This window comes from Fibrobacter sp. UWB10, from assembly GCF_900182935.1.
Taxonomy (GTDB): Bacteria; Fibrobacterota; Fibrobacteria; order Fibrobacterales; family Fibrobacteraceae; genus Fibrobacter; species Fibrobacter succinogenes_O.
Map to the genome: position 1 here is coordinate 107,198 of NZ_FXUE01000006.1, position 22,372 is coordinate 129,569.

At 48.5% G+C, this 22,372-nt stretch carries 12 protein-coding genes; 7 read left to right on the top strand and 5 right to left on the bottom strand.

The features are described from left to right. The first annotated feature begins 279 nt into the window (after positions 1-279). From QOL41_RS13010 to QOL41_RS13025, 4 genes are all read left to right on the top strand, one after another. Positions 280-858 carry a prepilin-type N-terminal cleavage/methylation domain-containing protein gene (locus tag QOL41_RS13010; RefSeq protein ID WP_173654071.1) on the top strand — a complete coding sequence of 193 codons (579 nt, stop codon included), beginning with the start codon at positions 280-282 and terminating at the stop codon, positions 856-858. Between the two features lie 3 nt (positions 859-861). Further along, a complete protein-coding gene (locus QOL41_RS13015) occupies positions 862-1,392 on the top strand; it encodes a type IV pilus modification PilV family protein (protein ID WP_283430108.1) in 531 nt (176 codons plus the stop codon). Continuing rightward, positions 1,389-2,762, top strand: a complete 1,374-nt coding sequence (locus QOL41_RS13020; protein WP_283430109.1) for a PulJ/GspJ family protein — start codon at positions 1,389-1,391, stop codon at positions 2,760-2,762. Before QOL41_RS13015 ends, QOL41_RS13020 begins: the two co-directional genes overlap by 4 nt. Positions 2,763-2,835: 73 nt before the next feature. After that, positions 2,836-9,147: a hypothetical protein gene (locus tag QOL41_RS13025; RefSeq protein WP_283430110.1), complete on the top strand. Its 6,312-nt coding sequence runs from the start codon at positions 2,836-2,838 to the stop codon at positions 9,145-9,147. 75 nt (positions 9,148-9,222) lie between these two features. Here QOL41_RS13025 and QOL41_RS13030 read toward each other — a convergent pair whose 3' ends face one another. Then, complete coding sequence (locus QOL41_RS13030) at positions 9,223-9,831, bottom strand: porin family protein (protein WP_283430111.1); 609 nt, start codon at positions 9,829-9,831, stop codon at positions 9,223-9,225. A gap of 21 nt (positions 9,832-9,852) precedes the next feature. Next, the gene (locus QOL41_RS13035; protein WP_173654076.1) at positions 9,853-10,890 is read right to left on the bottom strand and encodes an NAD-dependent epimerase/dehydratase family protein; all 1,038 of its coding nucleotides are present in this window, start codon (positions 10,888-10,890) and stop codon (positions 9,853-9,855) included. 41 nt (positions 10,891-10,931) lie between these two features. Between QOL41_RS13035 and QOL41_RS13040 the strand changes: the two genes are divergently transcribed. Both QOL41_RS13040 and QOL41_RS13045 read left to right on the top strand, forming a co-directional pair. Then, complete coding sequence (locus QOL41_RS13040; protein ID WP_283430112.1) at positions 10,932-11,483, top strand: pseudouridine synthase; 552 nt, start codon at positions 10,932-10,934, stop codon at positions 11,481-11,483. Between the two features lie 273 nt (positions 11,484-11,756). Then, positions 11,757-13,574: an extracellular solute-binding protein gene (locus QOL41_RS13045; RefSeq protein ID WP_283430113.1), complete on the top strand. Its 1,818-nt coding sequence runs from the start codon at positions 11,757-11,759 to the stop codon at positions 13,572-13,574. 141 nt (positions 13,575-13,715) lie between these two features. On the opposite strand, the gene QOL41_RS13050 is transcribed toward QOL41_RS13045, so the two are convergent. From QOL41_RS13050 to QOL41_RS13060, 3 genes are all read right to left on the bottom strand, one after another. Next, complete coding sequence (locus QOL41_RS13050) at positions 13,716-14,522, bottom strand: transporter (RefSeq protein ID WP_283430114.1); 807 nt, start codon at positions 14,520-14,522, stop codon at positions 13,716-13,718. A 118-nt stretch (positions 14,523-14,640) separates the two neighbouring features. Next, complete coding sequence (locus QOL41_RS13055; RefSeq protein WP_283430115.1) at positions 14,641-15,405, bottom strand: transporter; 765 nt, start codon at positions 15,403-15,405, stop codon at positions 14,641-14,643. Positions 15,406-15,501: 96 nt separating this feature from the next. Further along, on the bottom strand, positions 15,502-16,263 hold the full coding sequence (locus QOL41_RS13060) for a transporter (RefSeq protein WP_283430116.1): 762 nt from the start codon (positions 16,261-16,263) through the stop codon (positions 15,502-15,504). 271 nt (positions 16,264-16,534) lie between these two features. On the opposite strand from QOL41_RS13060, the gene QOL41_RS13065 reads away from it, so the two are divergent. Beyond that, positions 16,535-22,345: an InlB B-repeat-containing protein gene (locus tag QOL41_RS13065; RefSeq protein WP_283430117.1), complete on the top strand. Its 5,811-nt coding sequence runs from the start codon at positions 16,535-16,537 to the stop codon at positions 22,343-22,345. Positions 22,346-22,372: the final 27 nt, after the last annotated feature.

Sequence of the window (22,372 nt, forward strand, 5' to 3'; positions counted from 1 at the left end):
TTGTCAACCCGTTTTAAAAAACACTTCATCCGAAAGGGTGAAGTGTTTTTTGTTGTCCCCAAAAATCCCTCGTAAGTGATGGTTATTTTACCAAAAAATGACGAAAAACTTACAGTGCTAATAAGTGTGAGAAATTGCACTTTTCTTTAGCAAAAATTTACATAAAATTTGCGTTTTTTGCGTTATTTCGCCATTTTTGTGTTTTTCTTGACCGTTTTGTAAAAAAATAAGTTATTTTAATAAGAGGCTGAAAACTTCAAGGCTGTGTAAGGTAGGATTATGCTGTTAGCAAAGCAAAATATTCGCACAAGAAAAGCTGGTTTTACTCTGGTTGAAGTCCTGGTAGTTGTCACTATCATGGGAATTCTTTCGGCTATGGGTGTTGTGGGCCTGCAGCGTGCCGTTGCCAATGCCCGCGTTAAAGACGCTGCTGTCAATACCGCAGCCTTTGTTGAACGTGTGGGTAATGAAGCAATCCGCATGTCCTCCGAAATTTGCCTTGCCCAGAGTGGCGATCAAAAAATTTTAGCGTATAAGGTGGATTCTAAAACAGAATGCCACGGAACGCGAATTGATTCTTTGGTGATTGATGCCCCGAACAAGTTTACGACTATGGCAGCTTGCGGCATGCCGGCCGATGTCCCCAATATGCTGACATCTACCGATGTTAACAAGCGTTTCTTTAAGCCGAAAACGGGACTTTCTGCAGTACCGGTTGAAGGGGCAATCTGCATTCAGTATGGTTCCGACCAAATTTTTGGTGCGGCTCGAAAGCTTAAAACGTCCAATTCAGTTAGGGCGCAATGGAAGGTCGGAAACGATGTGACTGCAAATGGGGCTGACTGGATGGACCTGTAGTCTTTGGTTAGGTGGTGTATGGCGATGGTGAACAGACATTCGGTTGTTAGGCCGTGTGCGCGTGGAAAGCGAGGCTTTGGCATTGTAGAGGTACTAATTGCTGCTGCCGTGCTCGGCTTTTTGTACATGGCAGTGATGAACTTGCAAGGTGGCAATCGTGATGCTCTCCTTCGTATTCGTGGTCGCGATGGTGCGACCGAAGTAGCTCAAAATATTATTGATTCGTTGGGTTCGTTAGGTATTGCGAGCCTTTCAGATGCTAATCTGGGGGTCGGTGGCGATGGCAAGTTGAATCCCATTGCGATTCCGAATATTGAACGAACATGGAAAGGCCAGCCGGGTGTTATTGAACACGACATGAAGGTTGTTTATAACGCCGAAGTTTCTGTATCGCGTGATAATGAGTACATGGTGCAAAATTCCACGATGTTGCAGAATGTTTCTCACGTGTATGCGAAACGGCTTGATGTCAAGGTAAGCTGGCAGTTCAAAAACTCGATACAATCTATTGTAGTTTCGGGGGTGATTCGATGAAACCCCTCAAAAAGTCGGGCTTTACCCTGATGGAACTTCTTGTCTACATGGCGATTGTAGGCATTGTTGTCATTGTCGCTGGACAGGCATTTAGCAATTCGACCAAGTTCCGCATTCGTACCGACAACATGATTAAGGCTACGCAAGAAGCCGAAAATGTAGGAACACTGTTCAAAGAAGACCTTGAACAGATGGGTGCGAAAAGCTCCAAGGAATCGAGCGGTGCGGGTGGATCGAGTGACGTGTTTTCGACATTGTCCTTGGCTCAAGATGTTTATATGAAGGCATCCGATGTAGATGCGTCAAATATTGATAAGTCCTCGTATAAGCTTATTGCGGGCGCCAATGATGAAATCGTCTTTAGGCGCTTCCGATTTGATGATGCCGGACATTTTGTTGCGGTGGAAGAAATCGGGTGGTTTGTTGAAAATAAGACATTAAAGCGTTCTTGTCGCACGATATCGCCGTCTTCGGCAGGTATGGATTATTGCCCGAGTGGAAAAACTGCAGATCAGGCGAAAGCGGATGCCGTCAATATGGCGACAGGCGTGTCGAAATTCAATGTGACTCCTGCAATGCCTGGTGTACAGGATGGTTCCGTGGGTCAGCTGTTCCCTTATTGCTCTGCAGAGCCATGCCCCAAGGCTTTCCGTATGGTTGCTCGTGAAGGAGGTGGCGACTATATTGGCCTTACGATTTCTTCTGATGCGGAAACACACAAGATTGTTCATCTTTCTGGATTCGTAACCAATTATGATAACAATACGAATGCCGTTTCTAGTACTTCGCCAAGAATTAACCAGGTGTATGCAATCGGAAATTCTGATGGCACTGGTTCTTGGTCGGCTCGTTGTAGCGAAGCAGGCAATCATTTTACGTTAGAAAAGAATACCCTGTACGAATTGTCCTTTGATATGATAAACAATGCGGATAAATCAAGGATGTTTATCCCGGGAACGGACCACATGGCGGTGGGCTTTAGAACTCAGGACGGTGCCAAGCCTGCTGGTATAGATGACTTTATGTTCTTCCCGCCGGCGACGGATCAGGCGTCTGGTACACGGACAATGCGTTTTACGGTTCCCAATAAAATTGAGAATGTTTGCATTGCCTTTACGTTTGCATGTTATTCACCGTTGGTCGCCAATGGTCGAATTACAATTTCTGACTTGCTGTTGAAAAAAGTTGAAACGGCAAATTACTCTTTTAACTACGCTTCGTCCAAGGAATTTCCTATCAAGGACAAGGAACGTGTTAAAGCTTTTAAGATGGAGATGCAAGTAAATCGAGGGGATAAAAATGGTGCTAGCGGAGAAACGGGAAATGTCGTATTGATAATTCCGACTCCTAGCAATGGTCCGTATGATTAGCGAGGATATCCCCATGCAGACAACATCGAAAATAAATAAAGCAGGCGTTTCCTTAATCGCTGTACTTTTATTTATGCTTATTGCGACTATCGCCGCAACCGCCACTTGGAAATGGATTTCAAGTGAGGGGCGTTCTAGTGCGAGTCGTATGCTTAAGCGTGAGGCTTACCAAAGCTCCATTGCTGGAATCGAGAACACCCGAGCGTGGATGACTTTCCATGGTAATGATGTCGGTGCCTTGATTAAGCAGTATTACGATAATGGCAATCAACCGATTAAGTTGAACAACCGGTTGACTCCTTGGCTTCGTGCAGACCAGAATTATGATGTTTGGCTGACGGGTGTTAATACGGAGTCGGCTCATAACTTCAAGTTGAAAATCCTTTCTCGAGGTACTTCGAGAGGGTCTTCTGTGCATACAGAAGCCGCCGTGCTTAATGTAGATGGTTTGTACCGGGTTAAGATTCCGAGCGAAAGCATTCCGATGGACTTTGATAAGGCCTTCTCGGGAACGCTGACGAATATGACTAACTCACCGACAATCGAGTCTGCTATTGTCAATGGTGATTTTTCGGGTAACCAGCCTTCTGTCGACAATGAATTGGTTGTTACGGGTAATGTGACTTTGCAAGGCCCTGTTAATGGTGCAAAGGGCTTGGCTGGTGCGGATCTTTATGTGAAGGGTAACCTGACTTTAAATGGCAATACAAATATTGGTGGCCCGGGAAAGGTTGCCTATGTTGGTGGTGATGTCGTTAAGTGCGAAGGTGGTAGCGAATTCCATCCGAAGGGAGACTTTTTGGTAGAAGGAAGCTTCCCTGCAGATTGTAATATTGAAATCGATGGAAACATGACTGTCGGTGGAACCCTCTATCGTGATGGTGCTGATAGAAGGTTCAAGATTGGAAAGAACTTGGTGTTCAAGAAAAATGGCGACTTTAATTGGACCGGTGTTTCTACCCTGGTGGGTGGCGCTGGTACTCATAAGGAAGGTGTTGGGAAAAAATCCTATTTGGCGAGTGTTTCCGGAAAAGATGCTAGCAATAACAGAATTGTTAATCTTGGAACGGATATTTATCTTTATTCGTCTTTCCCGGCTCAATATTGTCAGAATGGCTGCGTGATTAGCGATGAAGTCCACATGAATTCGTGCATGAACCGCTGCGCAGGTGGAACTGGCCTTGAGGCAAATACTTATTGTGAAGGCTTTTTCACTTCGTGTGCCGAAAAAGATTATGGAACGTATCGTTCTACTATTGGCGTTCCGGATAATCGATATTTCTCGTTTAAGTCTCCCGGCTCGAATGGAAGGGTGAGGTCTACTCGCATTTCTTCGTGGGACAGAAACGATAACGTTTTGAAAGATGTCGGTGATGATTATTGGAAAAACATCGATAAGATGAATGCCTATGGTCGTTTGATTAAAGAAGAAACGAATACGATTCCTCAGCCGGTTCTCCTTAAGGATTCTACCACTTGGGCGAAGAAATCGGCTAATGCCCGCTGTCGAGAATTGGGATTCTTAAAGGTGGATAAATCCAACGCGGGAAAAATTGCTAATGGCGACATGCAAAATGACGATAGCGTGTGGGTTGACCTCAATGATTGCTATCAGAAATTGTCTAACGAAGGCGACCCGATTCTTTATAATGGATTTATGGTCGTGAAGTTTGATGGCGGCGCGGGAATGAATATGAAGCAAACCGTCACCGAGGTGTTGAGGGGAAAATATGTTTTCTTCTTTGAATCTCAAATAAGCGGCGCTTTCTATTTGCCGCCTACGACAGAAGAGACGACAATTATGCTGTTTACTTCGAGAGGTGGCGGAACGCTTTACTCTGCTAAAACAGATGCAGAACATGTTGGACCTTATGTCTTTAACTATTTCATATACGCAGATGGTGGCACCGAAAGTCAATTGGAATTCAAGGAACTGCAAATAAATGGTTCTGTAGTGATGGCCAATGGCAGTAAGGCTGCGATTTCTGATGGTGGCGTGCACTTGAATTATAATAGCAAAGTCCTTTCGGACCTTGCTCAGGCGGGAATAATTGAACAAAATCCCGAATATACGGCGGTTGTTAATGGTGATGAATCCGCTGCAGGAGGCTCTGGTGTCTCTGTTGCGGGTGGCCATGACGCATATTTCATTGCGACTGCTCCGCAACTCCATGTTACGCTGGTTAGCCAATCGGAAAGTTCCGAAGAAGCTCCTTCAGGAGCTGCGGCAAATGTCGAAGTTGCAACGTCGTTTATCGTTCTCCCTCGCGTTATCTATTTGCCTAAGAATCCTTATGGTAAATTGGGCGATTACTTTAGCGTGGTCAACTTGAATGGTGGCGCGGTTACCAAGAGTATGACAAACGTGTCGGGTTGTACCGAAATTCCGAAAGATCCGAATCTTTTGTATAATCGAACGGAAGGGGCTACGGCAGAATATCTCGCTCCTGGTTTGTATGAATGTAAGTATACGGCAAATAGCCAAGAGGTTCCGTTCTACGTTAGAGTCCAGAATGAAACGGTGAGCAACGCTCCTTTTGTTCATTTTATGGACAGTCATCAGGAAATGAGCGCGAATTATGAGGCCCCGCTTAAGTTGAAGTATATTTCGACTACGGGAGCGGAAGCTTTTGAAGTGACTATTTCGAAGCCCACGGGCTTGCCTGAATCGTGGGTCGTGACGCCGCAGGCACCATTGAAGGCGGGAACGACTTGCGATGATGCTTCGCCGGAATGTACGTTCGCATTGCATTTTGATGACCAAAGCCCGCTGACTTTGTTTACGGTGAAAACCATTGATGCCGTCTCTGGAACGGTGGATTTCCAAATTGTCAATTGCTCGGGTTGCCAACCGGAAAATCCCAGTTCAGAAACCTTCTCGATTTCTAATTCTGTGACGGTGAACCGTTTTGGAATCGCGGAATATTGCGGCGTGGGTGGCCCGGGTCATGGAAAGAGCGTTTGCGAACAGGGTGGCTCCTATTATGAAATGGCTCAGGCCGATTGGCCGGATTGTCCTTCGACAGGGACATGGGTTAAGGCTGTGGGCACCGACGCTTCTGTAACGAACAATTGTTCTGCTAGCGCAACGAATCCTAACGATGCATGGACTTGTGGAAGATCTAGTGATCTTAAGTTGAACGCGATTGCATCGGGCGTTCCCGTAGGGTGCTCGGCCATTGTGCCTTCGTATACGTTGCCGATGAGTGCTTTGGAGGCAGATCATAGTTATAGTCTGTATGGCTCCTTAAAGCGCGACAAGGTGAATTTCCATGTGGATTTCAAGGGTGACCGTCTGAGTGGAAAAATCATTAGGGTGAGCTCTAACAGGTTCGGTGCCACTTATCAAACGTGTGCCTATTCTTCGGCTGGTTGCGATTTTACCTTGTTCTCTGGGGATAATATCACGTTTACCGCTGATGACGATTTAGCCTATTGGAAGTGCGATGTTGATAACAGCACCGATTGTAAAGAGACCGGAAATAACACTGGAGAAACATTTACCGTTAATGCGTTGACAGGTAATAACCGAGTCGAAGCTTGGTTCTACCAGAAAGATCAACATTGTTTCTTCGATGAATTTAAAACGGCAAGAGAATGTACTGCAAGCGGTACAGAAAATGAATGGAAATATTGCTTTGACTATTGCAGTAGTTCCGGAGATTGTGCTATCGGAAACGGAACTTTTAATGGATATGCCAAATGGCTTGTAATGGGCAACAGTACCCTGCGTGACCGTCTCCAGTATTCTGATGGAAAAATCTGGTTGGAAAATGGAAACGTTTATGGAAACAAGCTGGCCGATAGAAGTGCATTGAAAATCCTTAGCTCTGTAAATGCAGGACTTTATGGAACAATGCGTGCTCAGTTTAGGGTGCCCCGATTGATCGGTGACGATAATAAGTCTATTGACGGATCTGGCTTTATGCTTCATTCCGATAATGCCGCACAATCGTACCTTATGTTGAATGTGTATGCAAATGCAGACGGTAATCTTATTGCTCGCGTGTGTTTTGGTTCATCTTGTCAAGAAAGTGCGCTGGCGGAAAATGGCCGTGTGTATAGCACAGATATAGTCACGATGTCTGCGACAATCAGGAGCGCTACAGGAAGCGACTATCTTGATGTCGAAACGATTACGGGCTATATGGGCAATTACAGAACGGCAACGGCAACATTTGAGCTTTCTTCGCTTGACGGATACGGTGGTACTTTGACGAATGCGAATGAATTTGTCGGCTTTAGTCTGTCTAGCCCCGACTTTGTGCTCTATGATATTGGCTGGAAGAGTAAAACCTATGAACGAGAATGCTGGGATTCGTATCCTACGGTTAGGTGCTCGTTCAAGGCCGCTTATGAGGGCGGCGTGGTTCCCAAGGACTCGGTAACGAGACCGTGGGTCGGACTTTCAAGCTGGTTCGATAGAAAGGATTGTACTCCTCAGTATTGGTACAATGGTGACGATGCGTGCGGTAGAAGCACAACGGGAGAATATTCCGAATGTTTCAGTGATTCGTATGTATTTGATGCTGAAGGGGCGCATGGTGTTACGAGTGTCGAAAATAACGTAACAACAGAAACTCGTATGGCCATGGCTATGGTGCAGAATTGCGCGGCATCGCTTTCGGATGCAAATAGGGCCCTCCTTTATGCAGAACAGGCAAAATGCGGTTCCTTCTGGGTGGGTCACGTTGAACTGTGCAATGAAAAACTCGCCATATTCCCGACGAATACGGACAATTCAAGAGTGATTACAACTCATACGAAGAATGCTGAATTGGAATCCTTTGATGCGTATGAACTTTTCGCCTTGAGCGATGCGACTAATATGCGTTCTGCACGATTGAAAGTGCTGCTTGCAAATGAATTTGCCAGCGAGGCTGAAATATATCTGCGTAGTCAGGTGAACGGAAGCCCGAATGTCTATTATAGCAAGCCGGTTGTCACAACGGGCAATGGGACTGTCTTGAACATCAATGTAGATGATGTTTCGGACGTGGAAGGCTTTGATCCTGAACATGTGACCGGTGTGATTGTTAGAAATCTTGGTGCATATCAGTTTACGGTTGAACAAATCCATATGGATTGTGATTTTGTTCCCCGTGTTGAATGTAGAGATGTTGAATACGATGCGAATAAGTTCAAGGTGACGGTTAATGTCAAGAATTCGAATAGGGCATCGTCTTATGAAATGACGGTTAAAGAAAACAACCAACTTGTCGATGACTTGAAGATGACTCAGGATTGTTCTGCAGGAGAGTGCCTGCAAAGCGATGATGAGGACAATATTCTGCTTGTTACCAAGGAATACAATCCCTATGCGATAAACGGAGCAAAGGAATATCTCTTTACGGTAAGCATGAAGAATGATGCCGGAGAAGAAGTAGAAAATTCTCCGTGCACGATTTCGCTTTCGCTGACTGATATTGCTGCGTCTTGCAAATGGAATGAACATCCTGGGGCAGGGCCTTATCACTTGGCTCAGGGGGCCGGATTCCCGCCGTTCCTGTACAGCCTCACGTGCCCAGAAGGAAAATCCTGTTCTTATGAAATTTTGCTTGACAATGAGAAAATATATGAAGGAACAGGTAACACAAGTGGTTACTCAAGTTTGCCGACATCGGTAACGAATAGCATTAATACGAAGCAAAATCCGTTGGCGGACAAGTCTGAACATACGTTGGTTTTCCGTAGCTCAAACGATGCGGCTACTTTCCCGGCTTGTACAAAAACCTTTAAGATTACAAAGCCTGCCAAGGAAAAGGTTGAGTGCAGTCTTTCAAATGCGGAAGAAACGGCTGCTGTTTCTGATGGTGGGGAGTCTATGGCAATTCCGGCTAGCTCGGTGACGGTGACTGGCTGTGACGATGGTGGATGTACCTATACGATTAAGGATGGTGCGGAAGTCGTTGGCAGTGGCAATTTCACTAGTGGCTATAATCTCTATTTCACTGGGGCAACTGAACCGGGTGTACATAATTATAAGGTGGATATTAAGCGTGGTGCCGAAGCTGATAAGCCTTGTGGCGGAACCTACAAGGTGACCTATACGGGAGCCGCTTCAAGTTCGAGTGCTGAACCTGAGCCGAGTTCTAGTGCTACTAGTTTGGGCGTTGTCGAAATAAAGGATGTTGACAAGGCACATGATGTCGCATGTGGAAAATCGATAACAGTATCTGTTGAACAGGCTCAATGGAATAATACTGTGCTTGTGTGTAGTGGTGCTCCGGCTGGAAGTGTTGGCGGCAATCCTAAGACTGAAAATAATCTTGTAACCAATCAGGTTTGTGCTGGTTATGGGAATGGAGGATCTCCGACTACATGTACTGGGAAATTCTCGACTGAATGTACGGGAACCTTGTCTTGCCAAATTTCTAGGTGGTAAAACGCGCTAGTGTCACTTGTAAAATAAAACGGGCTGCTCTAAAGCAGCCCGTTTTCCATAGAAATTGATGTTCGATTATTTGAACCAGTAGGTTCCGCCGATCTGAATTTGCATGTTCTTGAAGGCTTGGTCGTCGTTGTCAAATTTTTTGCCGTCAACAATAGAATTCAAACCGACTGCAAAGCGAATGTCAAGGTCCAGATTCTGTGCGACCGAGAAACCGACGCCGGCATCGAGGCCGATTTCAAAAATGTGGAGTGCGTCAACTTTGCGGTCGCCGAGCTTGATCTTTTCGGCGCCCGGACCGGTATCGAATTTGCGTTCGATTTCAGAACTCAAGAGGAATCCGAGCTGCGGGCCGGCTTCTAAGTACATCTGAGGAACCACGCTGTAGCGGGCGAGAACGGGAACTTCGATTGCCCAAGTGTTCCAGGTGATTTCGTCGTCTTTTTGACGGCGCCAGTCCACATTCATTTCGGGAACAACGCAGATCTTTTCGTTTACGGGAACCTTAGTGGCAACACCGGCTAAAACGCCGAGGCTCCAAGGAATTTCCATTTCAGAGGCGCCGTCGCCCCAGAGGGTGCTGAAGTTCACCGCAGCGTGTCCGCCAATTTGAACTTGAGCAAAGGAGATGCCGGTGGCGAGCAGAGTGCCTGCAATAATACGGGAGATCTTTTTCATAGGAGTACCTCTGTAAATTTGCTATCTCAGCGGGTTCTTGTCGCTCTTGTACCACTTCATGAATTCGCCGATGCCGTCGTGCAGACTCCAGTGGGGCTTGTAGCCGCACTCGGTTTCTAGCTTGGTGGTATCGGCGTTGGTCTGGTACACGTCACCAGGCTGCATGGGCAAGAAGTTCTTCTTGGCAGGCTCACCGTAAGCGTTTTCGATTTCGGCAATAAAGTCCATGAGCTTTACGGGGTGGCTGCAGCCGATGTTGTAAATCTTGTAGGGCACGTTGTTCGGGCACTTGGCAGCATCGGGTACATGGTCCAGCGTATGGATGGTGCCTTCGGCGATGTCGTCGATGTAGGTAAAGTCGCGAATCATGTCGCCGTTGTTGAACACCTTGATAGGTTCGCCCTTCGAAATAGCGCGGGCAAAAAGCATAGGCGACATATCGGGACGTCCCCACGGACCGTATACGGTAAAGAACCGTAGACCCGCGACGGGCAGGTTGTAAAGCTTGCTGTAGCTGTGGGCCATGAGCTCGTTGCTCTTTTTGCTGGCGGCATACAGGCTTACCGGATTGTCGACCTTGTCGTCTTCGCTGTAGGGAACCTTGCTATTAAGGCCATACACGGAACTCGACGAGGCGAACACGAGGTACTTGACTTCGTTATGGCGGCAGGCTTCCAGAATGTTCAGGAAACCGACCAGGTTGCTTTGCAGGTAGGCATACGGATTTGTGATAGAGTAGCGAACGCCAGCCTGTGCGGCGAGGTTCACGACCTTGTCAAACTTTTCTTCGGCAAAGAGCTTGTCGAGCGGTTCTTTGTCGTCGATACCCATCTTTACGAATCGGCAGTTCTTGTACTTGGTGCTTTGAACCATGGCGCCGTAGGCGAAGTTGTCGCCGGGCTGCTCAATGCCGCCTTCGCGGAGTCGACCGTACTTGAGGCGTACATCATAATAGTCATTAATATTGTCGAGGCCCACCACTTCGTCGCCGCGTTCCGCGAGCATGAACATGAGCTTGGAGCCAATAAAACCTGCAGCACCAGTAACAAGAATCTTCATGTGGGGAAAGATAGTATTTTCTTTTTCTACCTTTATTCCCGATGTCCACGGTCATTCTTTTCAACAAGCCTTTTGGCGTTTTGAGCCAGTTTACGCCGGAATCGGGCCATGCGGCTCTCGATACATTCGGGTTCCCGCCGGGGGTGTATGCGGCCGGGCGCTTGGATCACGATAGTGAGGGCGCGCTCTTGCTGACGGATAATGGCAAGTTAATCAAGAAGTTGCTGGACCCGAAATTTGAACACCCGCGTACCTACTTGGCGCAAGTCGACGGCCAAATTACCGAAGAGGCCGTGCGCAAACTTGCGAAAGGGGTAGACATCAAAGGCTATCATACCAAACCTTGCAAGGCAGAAATTGCCGAAGAACCGGACTGGCTTTGGCCCCGCAATCCGCCCGTACGTTTCCGCGCAAATATTCCCACAAGCTGGGTGCGCCTTACGCTTATCGAAGGCAAAAATCGCCAGGTTCGTCACATGACGGCGGCGGTGGGGTTCCCGACGCTTCGCCTGATTCGTGAGCAAATCGGAAACATTCCTCTGAACGATTTAAAACCAGGTGAATGGCGTGTGGTTACTGATAAAGTAATTTAAATTATAAAACCCGCATCTTTTTATATATTTAGGCTTATGAAGAACATGAAAAATATTATCGCTTTCGGGGTGACGTTATTCAGTGTCCTAATCGTTTGTTCTTGCTCTGACGAAAAAATTACTTGTAATTGTATTGACGTACCTGACGAAAATGATTCGTCAGAAGTTGTCGTCGGGCCAGTGAATATGCTAATAAATAAGTGATTTTATGTTAAATTTTTAGTGGACTTTAGTGATATTTATCGAGTATTTAAGAAATCTACGAGATTTAAAATGAAGAATAAGAAAATGAAGTTTTATAGTGCCGCGTTTATGTCTGCGGCTTTGATGGTTTCGGCGCTGTCGCTTAGCGCTTGCAATGAATCCGGCTCCAAGGGTACAAAGTCTGCTGGCAAGAATGCCGAATTGAATTGCCCTGAATCGCCGTTTGATTCTACGGCCACGGGCGAGTTTGACCCGATTGCCTCGAAGGATGCCCGCCCCTGCGGTGCAATTACCTTGTGGGGCTCCGCGATGCCCAAATCCTTTAACATGTGGGAAGACTACAACAGTTTCTCGGCTGAACTCATGGGCATGATGTTTGAACCGCTCGTGAGCCTGCATAGCACCGAAGACCGCGAAGTGGGAATCCTCGCTGACAGTTGGAGCGTTAGCGAAGACGGCAAGACGTTCACCTTCCATGTGGACCCGCGCGCCAAGTGGAGCGACGGTAAATCGGTGACCGCCGAAGATGTGCAGTTCTACTACGACGTCATCATGGACGAGAAAAACCTCACGCCGATTTTCAAGGTGGGGCTCAGCCGCTTTGATCGCCCCGAAGTCGTCGATAGCCTTACGGTGAAGATGACTGCCAAGGAATCGCACTGGGGCAACTTCTGGGAAGCCGCAGGCATGCTCGCCTTCCCGAAGCACGTGTGGGCCGGTAAGGACTTCAACCAGATTCGCTACGAATTCCCGGTGGTGTCTGGCCCGTATAAAATCAAGACTTTCCGCGAAGACCGCTACGTGGAACTTGCTCGTCGCGCCGACTGGTGGGGCTTCAAGAAGAACTGGAACCGCGGCAAGTACAACTTCGAAAAGATTCGCTACCGCTTCATGAACGATCAGACGAAGGCTCTTGAAGCGTTCAAAAAGCAAGACATCAACGCCTACGCGATTTACACCAGCAGCATTTGGATGAAGCAGACTGACTTCGACGCTATTCAGAAGGGCTGGGCAGTCAAGCAGCGTATCTTCAACAAGGAACCGATTGGTTTCCAGGGGATGGCCATCAACTTGCGCAAGCCGCAGTTCCAAGATGTTCGCGTGCGCCGCGCCCTCAACATGCTCCTGAACCGCGAAGCCATGAATGAAAAGTACATGTACAACCAGTACTTCTTGCTCAACAGCTATTACCCTGACCTGTGGGAAGGCAACCAGAATCCGACTGCGACTCTCTACAAGTTCAATCCGGATAGCGCTCGCGCCCTCTTTGCAGAAGCGGGCTACAAGGTGAATGCGCAGGGCGTGCTCGAAAAAGACGGCAAGCCGTTCGCCATCAACTTTATCACGAGCCAAGAAGACTTGCGTCACCTCACGTTGTTCCAGGAAGACTTGAAGAAGGTGGGCGTTGTCGCAACTATCGAACAGATGTCGCAGAGTACGCTTCGCAAGCGCTTGGACGATGCCGACTTTGATTTGTACTGGGTGAACTGGGGCGCAGGCCGCCTCCGCGACCCGGAAGCCAGCTGGATTTCTACGACCGCATTGCAGAAGGGAACGAACAACCTCGCTGGCGTGCAAGACAAGGTGGTGGATAGCCTCATCAACTTGCAGAAGACTGAATTCGATTTGGCCAAGCGTAACGAAATCCTGAAGGCGCTGGACAACCGTCTCGCTGAAATCGTGCCTTATGTGCTCATGTGGCAATGCGACCACCATCGCATTCTCTACTGGAATCGTTACGGCACTCCGGAAAAGGTATTCGACCGCTTCAACCGCGAAGACGCAATCCCTGTTTACTGGTGGCTAGACCCCACGAAGTCTGCCGCTCTCGACAAGGCCATGAAGGCTGGCGAATCGCTCCCGATTCCGGAATACGACGTGAAGTAGTTGGCAGAATTTAGATCGTGCCTTCGGCACTGCAGAACTTAGAAGAGTATGAAAAAAAGGCGGGCTGAAAAGCTCGCCTTTTGTACAAAAGTACAAATATAAAAGGAGATGCCGGGTCAAGCCCGGCATGACAAATCAGACTTAGAAGAAGAATTCAACACCGACATTGAGGCCGGTTGCGTCGCCGCCGATATCACCGCTACGCACAATCAACTTGGCCCAAACATCAAGCATGTTCGGAATTACGAAGTAGTCTGCACCGAGCCAGATATTGACCTGCTTGTCGCCGTCATCATCGGCACCTGCTTCATGATCGCCTTCTTCCCATTCGCTTTCGGTCAGGCGGAACTTGAATTGGAGACCGAAGAATGGGGTAATGCCAACGCCCTGAACCGTGTAAGCGATTTCACCGCCGAGGTGCAGGTCGAGGCCGCGTTCATAGTTGTCGTGTTCAAAGCCCCAGTCAAGGCCGGCTTCGGTACCGAACTTGAGGCCCGGAGCATCCTTGACTGCCATGCTGAACTGGCCACCAAAATAAAGGGCGATTTCTTCGGTAGAAGGGGGTGTCGTGCTGCTGATGGCGTTTGCATCGACATCGTCATTGCCGACGGGCAGGTGCAAGTCCAAGAACACGTTGAACATCGGGTCAAACTGGTAACGAGCGCCAATGGTAAGGTCGCGCAGGCCGCTACCGCCGTTTACGCAGCCACTGCAATCCCATTCGCCCCAGAACTGGTAGCCCCAATCCTGCAAAGAAATTTCGAGGCCGTTGATCACACTGAAACGTGCGCCAACGCCGAGACCAGCTTGAGACCAGTCATGATCCCAGTCGTAATAGAGGTTGCCTTTAGCAGAACCCTTGCCGCCTTCGAGAACGGGGTAGTAGTCCCACGTTGCGAATGCAGCACTTGCTGCGAGAGCTGCAGCGAGAGCGATTTTTTTGAACATACCAGACTCCTTGGATAAGTTTTGGCTTAAAATCTAGTAAATGTCATTTAGCTAGGGATGTAAAAAAAAGATACCCCGGACTTTTGTCCGGGGATGGTAAACAGCTGTTTACAGCCGGTTAGAAACGGATGAGGAATGCGCCCTTGAGGGTGTTGCTGTCACCATAGAGGTCGCCGTTCGAAATAGCGAAGTTGACCTTGACTGCAAACATCTGATTGATGTCGTACTGAGCGCCGACCCAGAAGGTGAGCTGGTTTTCGTCGCCACCGGCATCGTTGCCGTCAATCTTGTCTTCGGTGAGCTGCTTGTCGAATTCAATACCAATCCACGGAGTCAGACCGATGGCGGCAATCGTGTAGTCCAATTCGGCCTGAATGGTCATCGTGACGCCTTCTTCAACCTTTTCGTCTTCGAACATCCAGTCAAAACCGAGTTCGGAGCCGAACCACAAGTTAGGAATGAATTCCTTGGTGAACTGGATAGCAGCGTACAGACCAAACGGGTCGTAGTCACCCGTAACATCTTCGGATGTGAGCGGAAGACGAATGTCCAATGCGCCAATCAAAATCGGCAGGAACTGGTAACGGGCACCAATGGTCATAGCGTAGATACCATCGTTATCCGGGCAAGACTTGGTGTCATCGCAGCGGTCGTCTTCGTTCCAGATCTGGTAACCGATATTCTGGAGAGAAATTTCCAAGTTCTGGATGACATTGTACTTGGCGGCCAGGTTGATTCGGTTCGCGGACCAGTGGTCATGCCAGGTGTAGTTATCGCTGATTTCAACTTCACCCTTGTTGGCGTCGCCAACCGGGAAGAAGTTGTAGGTAGCGAAGGAAGCGCTAGCGGCAACTGCTGCTACGAGTGCAATTTTCTTAAGCATTAGGAGTCTCCTTATATTTAGAATTTATAGAATAATCTAATAAAAAAACACTCCCGATGGAATCAGGAGTGCTTTTAATTGCTGTTTTGTAGCGAATTAGAAGTTTACACCGACCTTGGCGGTAAGGATGGTGAGCATTTCTTCGCCATAGTAGTCGTCGCCGAAGCAGAACTGAGCCTGGGCGCCAGCATAGAACATCGGGTTGATGTTGAAGGTGAGGCCGAGGTACGGAGCAATGCCCATGTCGCCAGTGTGGCTTTCGCCTATATTTTCGCCGTCAGCGGTAACCTTACCGAGGAGCATGTTGATGTCGATACCGACGTAAGGAACAACCATTTCGCTAACAGCGAAGTCGGCTTCAAGACCGAGGTTCATGTCCCAAGGCGGCGTAGTCTTGTCGTCACCCTTGGTTTCGAGAGCGAGGCCGAGTTCAGAGCCGAAGTCGACAATGCCGAACTTCTGGGAGAACTGCACACCAAAGTGGAAACCGAACGGGTCGTCATCACCGCAGAGGTCTTCGTTGCAGGTGGGGACTTCAACGTCCAAGAAGGCGTTCAAAATCGGCATGAACTGGTAGCGCAGCATGAGCTGGATGTTGGCAAGACCGTCTTGCTTCATGTCTTCGCCGTCCCAGCTGGTAAAGAGGACGAACGGAACGATTACGCCGGCTTCAAAATTCTGAACGATAGTGTAGCGGGCGCCTGCAGAGAGAGCGCCACGGCTCAAATCGTCCTGCATCATGTAGTCAAAATGGATTTCGGCCTGACCCTTGTGGGCTTCCTGAACCGGGAAGTAGTCCCAGGTTGCGAAAGATGCTGTTGCCGTAAGAGCTGCTGCAAGAGCGATTTTCTTAAACATGTGTATTCTCCTTGTAAAATGTTTGTAACCTAAATGTAACATTTGTTGCGTCAAAGTCAAGGACTTTTTTATCAAGTGTGATATTTTTCACAATAAAGGGGGCGGGCTATGTGCTTGATACTCAATGGGTTGCGAAATCGGGCTTTCTTGAGGTGTGTGATGTGTACGCTTTTTTTGTTCCATGTCACAGTAGACAGGTTTTTCGGGGTACTCCCCTATCTTTTTTGGGATTTTTTAAATATTTTTACAGAGAAAGATACAGAGGGATTATATGAAGGCAAAAATCAGTTTGTTTGTGTTGACCATGCTGGCCTATAGCAGCGTGGTTTTTGCCGCTCCTGGAGCCGCGGCCGAAACGCCGAAATCCTATTATAACCTGACTACCCATGTTGTCCAAGCGGGAATGTGGGGGTATGGCATGGGTAACAGATCGACGACCTTGGTGCTGAGCCAAGGTGCCGCAAAATGTTCCAATGCCACTGATTGGAAGTTGAACTTCAAGGGTACCACATACTCGAGTAACGGAACTAGCATTGGCTATTATTCTACTACTCCTTCTCCTTGGGGGGGGACGACGACGAGTTTTACATCTGCGGGACAATGTGTTGCCTCTGTTGAAGATACTCCTGCGAACTTGGCCGCCTTGCTCGAAGATAATTGGATTAATGGCGACTCTACGATGAAGAAAGTCCCGCTTGAATTGTGGTCCAATATTGACCTTAAGGAATTTGCAGCCAATACAAAGGTTGGCGAATGCGCTGTAAACCATGTGCCGCTTCCGATGATGGATAGCACATCGTTTAACGGTAATGGTTTTACGATTAGTCATCTTTGCTACAATGCGACTGTCACGACGGCAAAACCGATGGAAACTCCGGTAGGTTTTTTCAAGTCGGCATCGAATGTGTCCATGACGAATGTGAAACTTAACGGCGTTCGTATCTACATCAATGGTGAAAGTACCGATGGTGCCGATTATTACCCCGTAGGAGCTCTTGCGGGTTCTGTCAACTTGGTGACGGTCGATAGTGTAAACATTGCTAACGATTCTATCCAGGCTCCAATTGCAGGTGGCGTTGTCGGTTTTGTCAAGAATTCTACGATTTCAAACATCACGGGCGACGACGATATCCATATTTCGAACATCGTTTCGATTACCACGGGATATGCGGGCTCTGAGGAAATTAATAAGTCGGCTGGTACTTTGGTTGGCCATAATGTGTTCCTGGGTGGTATTGCCGGTGTGGCGGTCCGTACGCAAAGCACAGAAGATGCCACGTTTAAAAACGATTCTGTAAAGGTCGATGTTCATGACTATGCCATGGGGCACAGGTCTGCCTTGGGTGGCATTGCCGGTTTGAACCAGACCATTGGTGGTCCGGCCAACAACTTGTATGTTTACACGAAGAATAAAGACGGCGGCGAAGTGATCCCGACCAAGATTTCGGGTGGCGCTTCGATGGGCGGTATTTTTGGTGCGTCGTATGTTCCGCGTGATAACAATGTCGCGGATGCAGGCAATTTTGTGGTGTCGAACAGCAGGTTCGACGGTAAAATTTACGACGCCGCTTCACCTAATGTGATTGCTGTGGGTGGTATTCTTGGTTATGATTCCTCCGATGCGCAGACCTCGGTTCGAGTGATGAACAGCGCTGCCAATATCGATGTCAAGGATTCTTTGAAGGATGCCCGTCTTTATCAGTATTATGCCGGTGGTATTGTGGGTTATGGTTCCTCTTGTGTGCAAGGTGGCTCAAATGGCGATGAATTTTTGAGCGTTACGGGAGCAAAAACGACCGGTTCGATTGCGCTTTCAGCATCGGGAGCGGCGGTTCCTGGACTCCATAGTGATGCCTTCTTAGGTGGCGTCGTGGGTTCTGCGTGCATTGCCCAGACTAAAGGCTTGGGAATCACAAATGATACTTCGTCTGTCCAGATTACCTCGAAGGTAAAAACCTCTGTTGATGGAAACAAGAAAGTCAATGGAGCCAATGCTCGTGATAGTGTGTATGTGGGCGGTATCGTCGGTTTTGCAAGCATTATGATGTATAACGCTGCTGCAACCGTAGCTCACTTGTATTACGAAGGTTCTATTGTGGTTGAAGACAGCCTGAACAATGTATTTGTGGGTGGTGTTCTTGGCGGCTTTACGAATGACCAAGGTGGAAGGACTTTGATTTTGAACGATGTGATTGCTAAAGGCACAAACCAGTTGATCAAGTATACCGCAAAAGAAGCTGGAACGGTATCGACCTCGAATGTTCAGGTTGCAAATATCGGTGGCGTATGCGGCCTTTGCAATGAAATTAGCGAAATGAGCCTAGTGGCTGCCGTGGGCGACATTAGTGTTGTTGGAAAGCATGCGGGCAACTATCTTTATGTGGGTGGTTTAATTGGTAATACGCAGGCAAACAATGTGAGGACTGTTGTTAAGAACACTTACAATGTGGGCGATATTTCGGTCACGGCCAACAATGCTTCCCTCAACAGTTACGACAAAAAGGTGGGTTACCTGATTGGTAAGGCTGAAGTGAACAAGGGCTATGAAATTAAGTCCAGTTACCATTTCGGTGAAGACGACGATGAAACTGTAACATTGCCGGTAGGATTCTTGAAGACGGAACAGGAGACGAATACCTGGGTTGATAGTGATTCCATTTCTTATGTGTTGAGAAACAGCTCTGCCTCGCAGCAATCGGCTCGCTATAACGGTACTGAAATTGCAAAGACCATGAAGTCTTCTCAATTTGCCGGAACCTTGAATGAGGCTTATGCCGATGCCGCTGATTACGTTTGGACGTTTGCGAAGGATAATAACAATAACCTTCCGTTCTTTGCCAATGGCCAATACGAACCGATTGCTCCGACAACGGTTGTTAGTCATGTCGTTGTTTTTGCAGATATGAATGGTAAACCGATTGCACAGCAAACGGTGGTCCATGGTGGCGCTGCAACGGCTCCGGTCGATTCTGTGGTGACTAAGATTGAAGGTTACACCTTTACGGGTTCGTGGGATAAAGATTTTGATAATATTATCAGTGACTTGACCGTAACGGCTGTTTACGATAAGAATTCGTATACAGTCCGGTTCTTTGACTTTGACGATACTCAGTTCGGAACGAATCAGTCGGTATTGTATCAAGAATCTGCAACGGCTCCGAATGACCCGGAACGCGTGGGTTATACCTTTGCCGGTTGGGATGATTCGACCTTTGTCAGCGTGACGAAGGATTTGGATGTTCATGCCACATATGTGCCGAATAAGTACTTGATTGTGTTTAAGGATTATGACGGAACAGCCTTGGATTCTGCTTATATTCCGTTTAATGCGGCTGTGCCTCAGCCGGTTGACGTGAAGCGTGAGGCTACCGCTGAATACACCTATGAATTCTTGGGTTGGACTCCTGAAGTGGTTAATGTGAATGGCGATGCCGTTTACACTGCTACTTACGACTCGACCAAGGTTAAGTATGCTGTGACCTTTGTGGATTACGACGATACCCCGATTGGCGATGCCCAGATGGTGGAATACGGCGATTCTGCCGTGGCTCCTGCTGACCCGACTCGCGAAGGCTACGCATTCGTGGGTTGGGACCGTAAGTTCGACGTGATTACCAAGAGCATTGAAGTGAAGGCTGTCTATGAACTGCTCAAGTTCTGGATTGTGTTCAAGGACTTCGATGGCAGCGAACTCAAGGCAGACTCGCTTGTTTACGGTGCAACTGTTGTAACGCCGAAGGATGTGAAACGTGCTTCTACGGCAGAATACAAGTACACGTTTAAGAGCTGGACTCCAGACGTTGCTGTTGTGAGTGCCGATGCTGAATATACGGCAGAGTACGATTCTGCCAAGGTCAAGTATGCGGTGACCTTCGTTGATTACGATGAAACCCCGATTGGTGATACCGTTTGGGTGGAATACGGCTCTGCCGCTGTGGCACCCGCTGCTCCGACTCGCGAAGGCTACAAGTTCACTGGTTGGGACCGTAAGTTCGATGTGATTACCAAGAGCATCGAAGTAAAGGCTGTCTACGAACGTCAGAAATACTGGGTTGTATTCCAGGATTACAATGGCGATCAAGTCAAGGCCGACTCCGTGCTTTACGAAGGTTCTGTTTCAGCTCCGAAAAACCTTACTCGTTCCTCGACTGCAGAATACAGCTACCTGTTCAAGGGTTGGGACCCTGTTGTGACCAAGGTGCTCGGAGATAAGGTCTATAAGGCTGTCTATGACTCCTTGAAGAATTCCTACTCGGTGACCTTCTTGGATTACGATGGAAGCCGCATTGGCGATGTCCAGACGGTTGAATACGGTGCTGCTGCTGTGGCGCCTGCCGAACCGAAGCGTGATGGTTTTGCGTTCTTTGGTTGGGATGGCAGATTTGATAAGATTATCGAAGACACCGAAGTGAAGGCTCTCTATGAAAAGCTTCCGGAATCTTCTAGCTCTGCCGAAAGCTCCAGTTCTGTTGAATCCTCTAGTTCTGTTGGAAGTTCTAGCAGCGTGATTCCGGCCTCTAGCTCTAGCGTGTTCGAAGAATCCTCTAGCTCTGTCGAAAGCTCTAGCAGCGTTCCGGAAGTCTCTAGCTCTAGCATTACTGGCGAAATCAAGATTGTAGAACCGACAATCAAGCAGTCTGGCAATGCAATCCTCTTGACCTTCGATACCGAAAATGCTGGCGAATTGGATTCTGCTCGCGTGGTGGTGACCGGCGAAAATGGTGGTATCTTGGATACTATTATTAAGAAGTCGGTTGTGAACGGCGGTCAGTGGCAAATGACTCCGGCTCCGATTGGCAAGTTTACGGTAACCTTGACTGTGGGTGACCAAGTGAATTTCGCTGAATACGAAGGCAAGTTTGAAGTCGCCTCTGAAATCAAGGCCGCTCCGGGTAGCTGGCAGATGGTTTCTCTGTCGGCACTCGACAAAAAGAGTGTTAAGGCCGACGATGCTGCCTTCTACTGGTGGGATGAACGCAATCCGGTGGGCGATTACTGGCAGTACCGCGCCTTTGATGGCGGTGTCGTTGAGGGCACTCGCGGCTTCTGGTACGGCACGGCCGATGGCGAACCGTTGGTGATTCGTGAATCGACCGGCTCTAAGGAAAGCGAAATCGTGTGGGAACTCGATAGCCTGTACAGCGGCTGGAACCTGGTGGCTAACCCGTACGGCTGGTATGTGGACATGTCTAAGGGCTCCGCCGATAATGATGCCCAGGTTACTTTCTGGCGCTGGAATTCTGCAACAGGCAATTACGACCCGATGCCTAAGGTGCTTGGCCCGTACGAAGCCGTGTGGGCAAAGGTTTCCAAGTCTACGATCTGGCGTATGTCTGCTGCTCCGGAATTCAAGATCGAAGAAAGAACGGTTGCCGAAACAAAGATGGCTATGCATAAGGATGCCGCTGGCATTAAGGGTGCATGGAGCCTGAAGGTGTCCCTTGCCGACGATTACGGTAAGCAGGATTCCTGGAACGTGATTGGTGCCGGTGCCGAAGAATCGCTCGAAGAACCGCCTGCAGGCATGGGTAACCATGTGGCGCTCGCAATCCGCAATAGCGAAAAGGGTGCTAAGCTTGCAAAGAGCATCAAGGCTGTTGCCGACGAATATAGCTGGATTCTCGATGTGAGCGCAAGCTCTGTGCGCGAAGGCAAACTTAAGTTTGAAGGCGTCAAGGAATTGAGCCGCCAGGGACTTAAGCTGTTCGTAACCGCAGACGGCGAAACGACTGAAGTCACGAATGAAAATTCCTTGAATGTGGCGCTCGCCAAGTCTGCTAAGCAGGTGGAAGTCCGCGTGGCAGCAGGCAATGCTGTGGTCGCCTCTTCCAAGATCAGCGGCTTTGGCTCTACCCTTGCGGGTGGCACGCTGCAGGTTGGTTTTACGGCTCCCGAGGCTTTGGCCGGGGCACGCGCAAGCTACGCTGTGGTCGGTGTCGATGGCAAGAAGGTGGCTGCGGGCCAGTTCAAGGCAACGGCCGGTACGAACCAGTTTAGCCTGAACGCTCCGAAGTCTGGCGTGTACTTTGTGAAGATCAAGGTCGGCAGCCAGCTGCTCTCGGGCAAGGTACTTGTGAAATAACGCACAGAATTTTAAGCAAAAATGTGA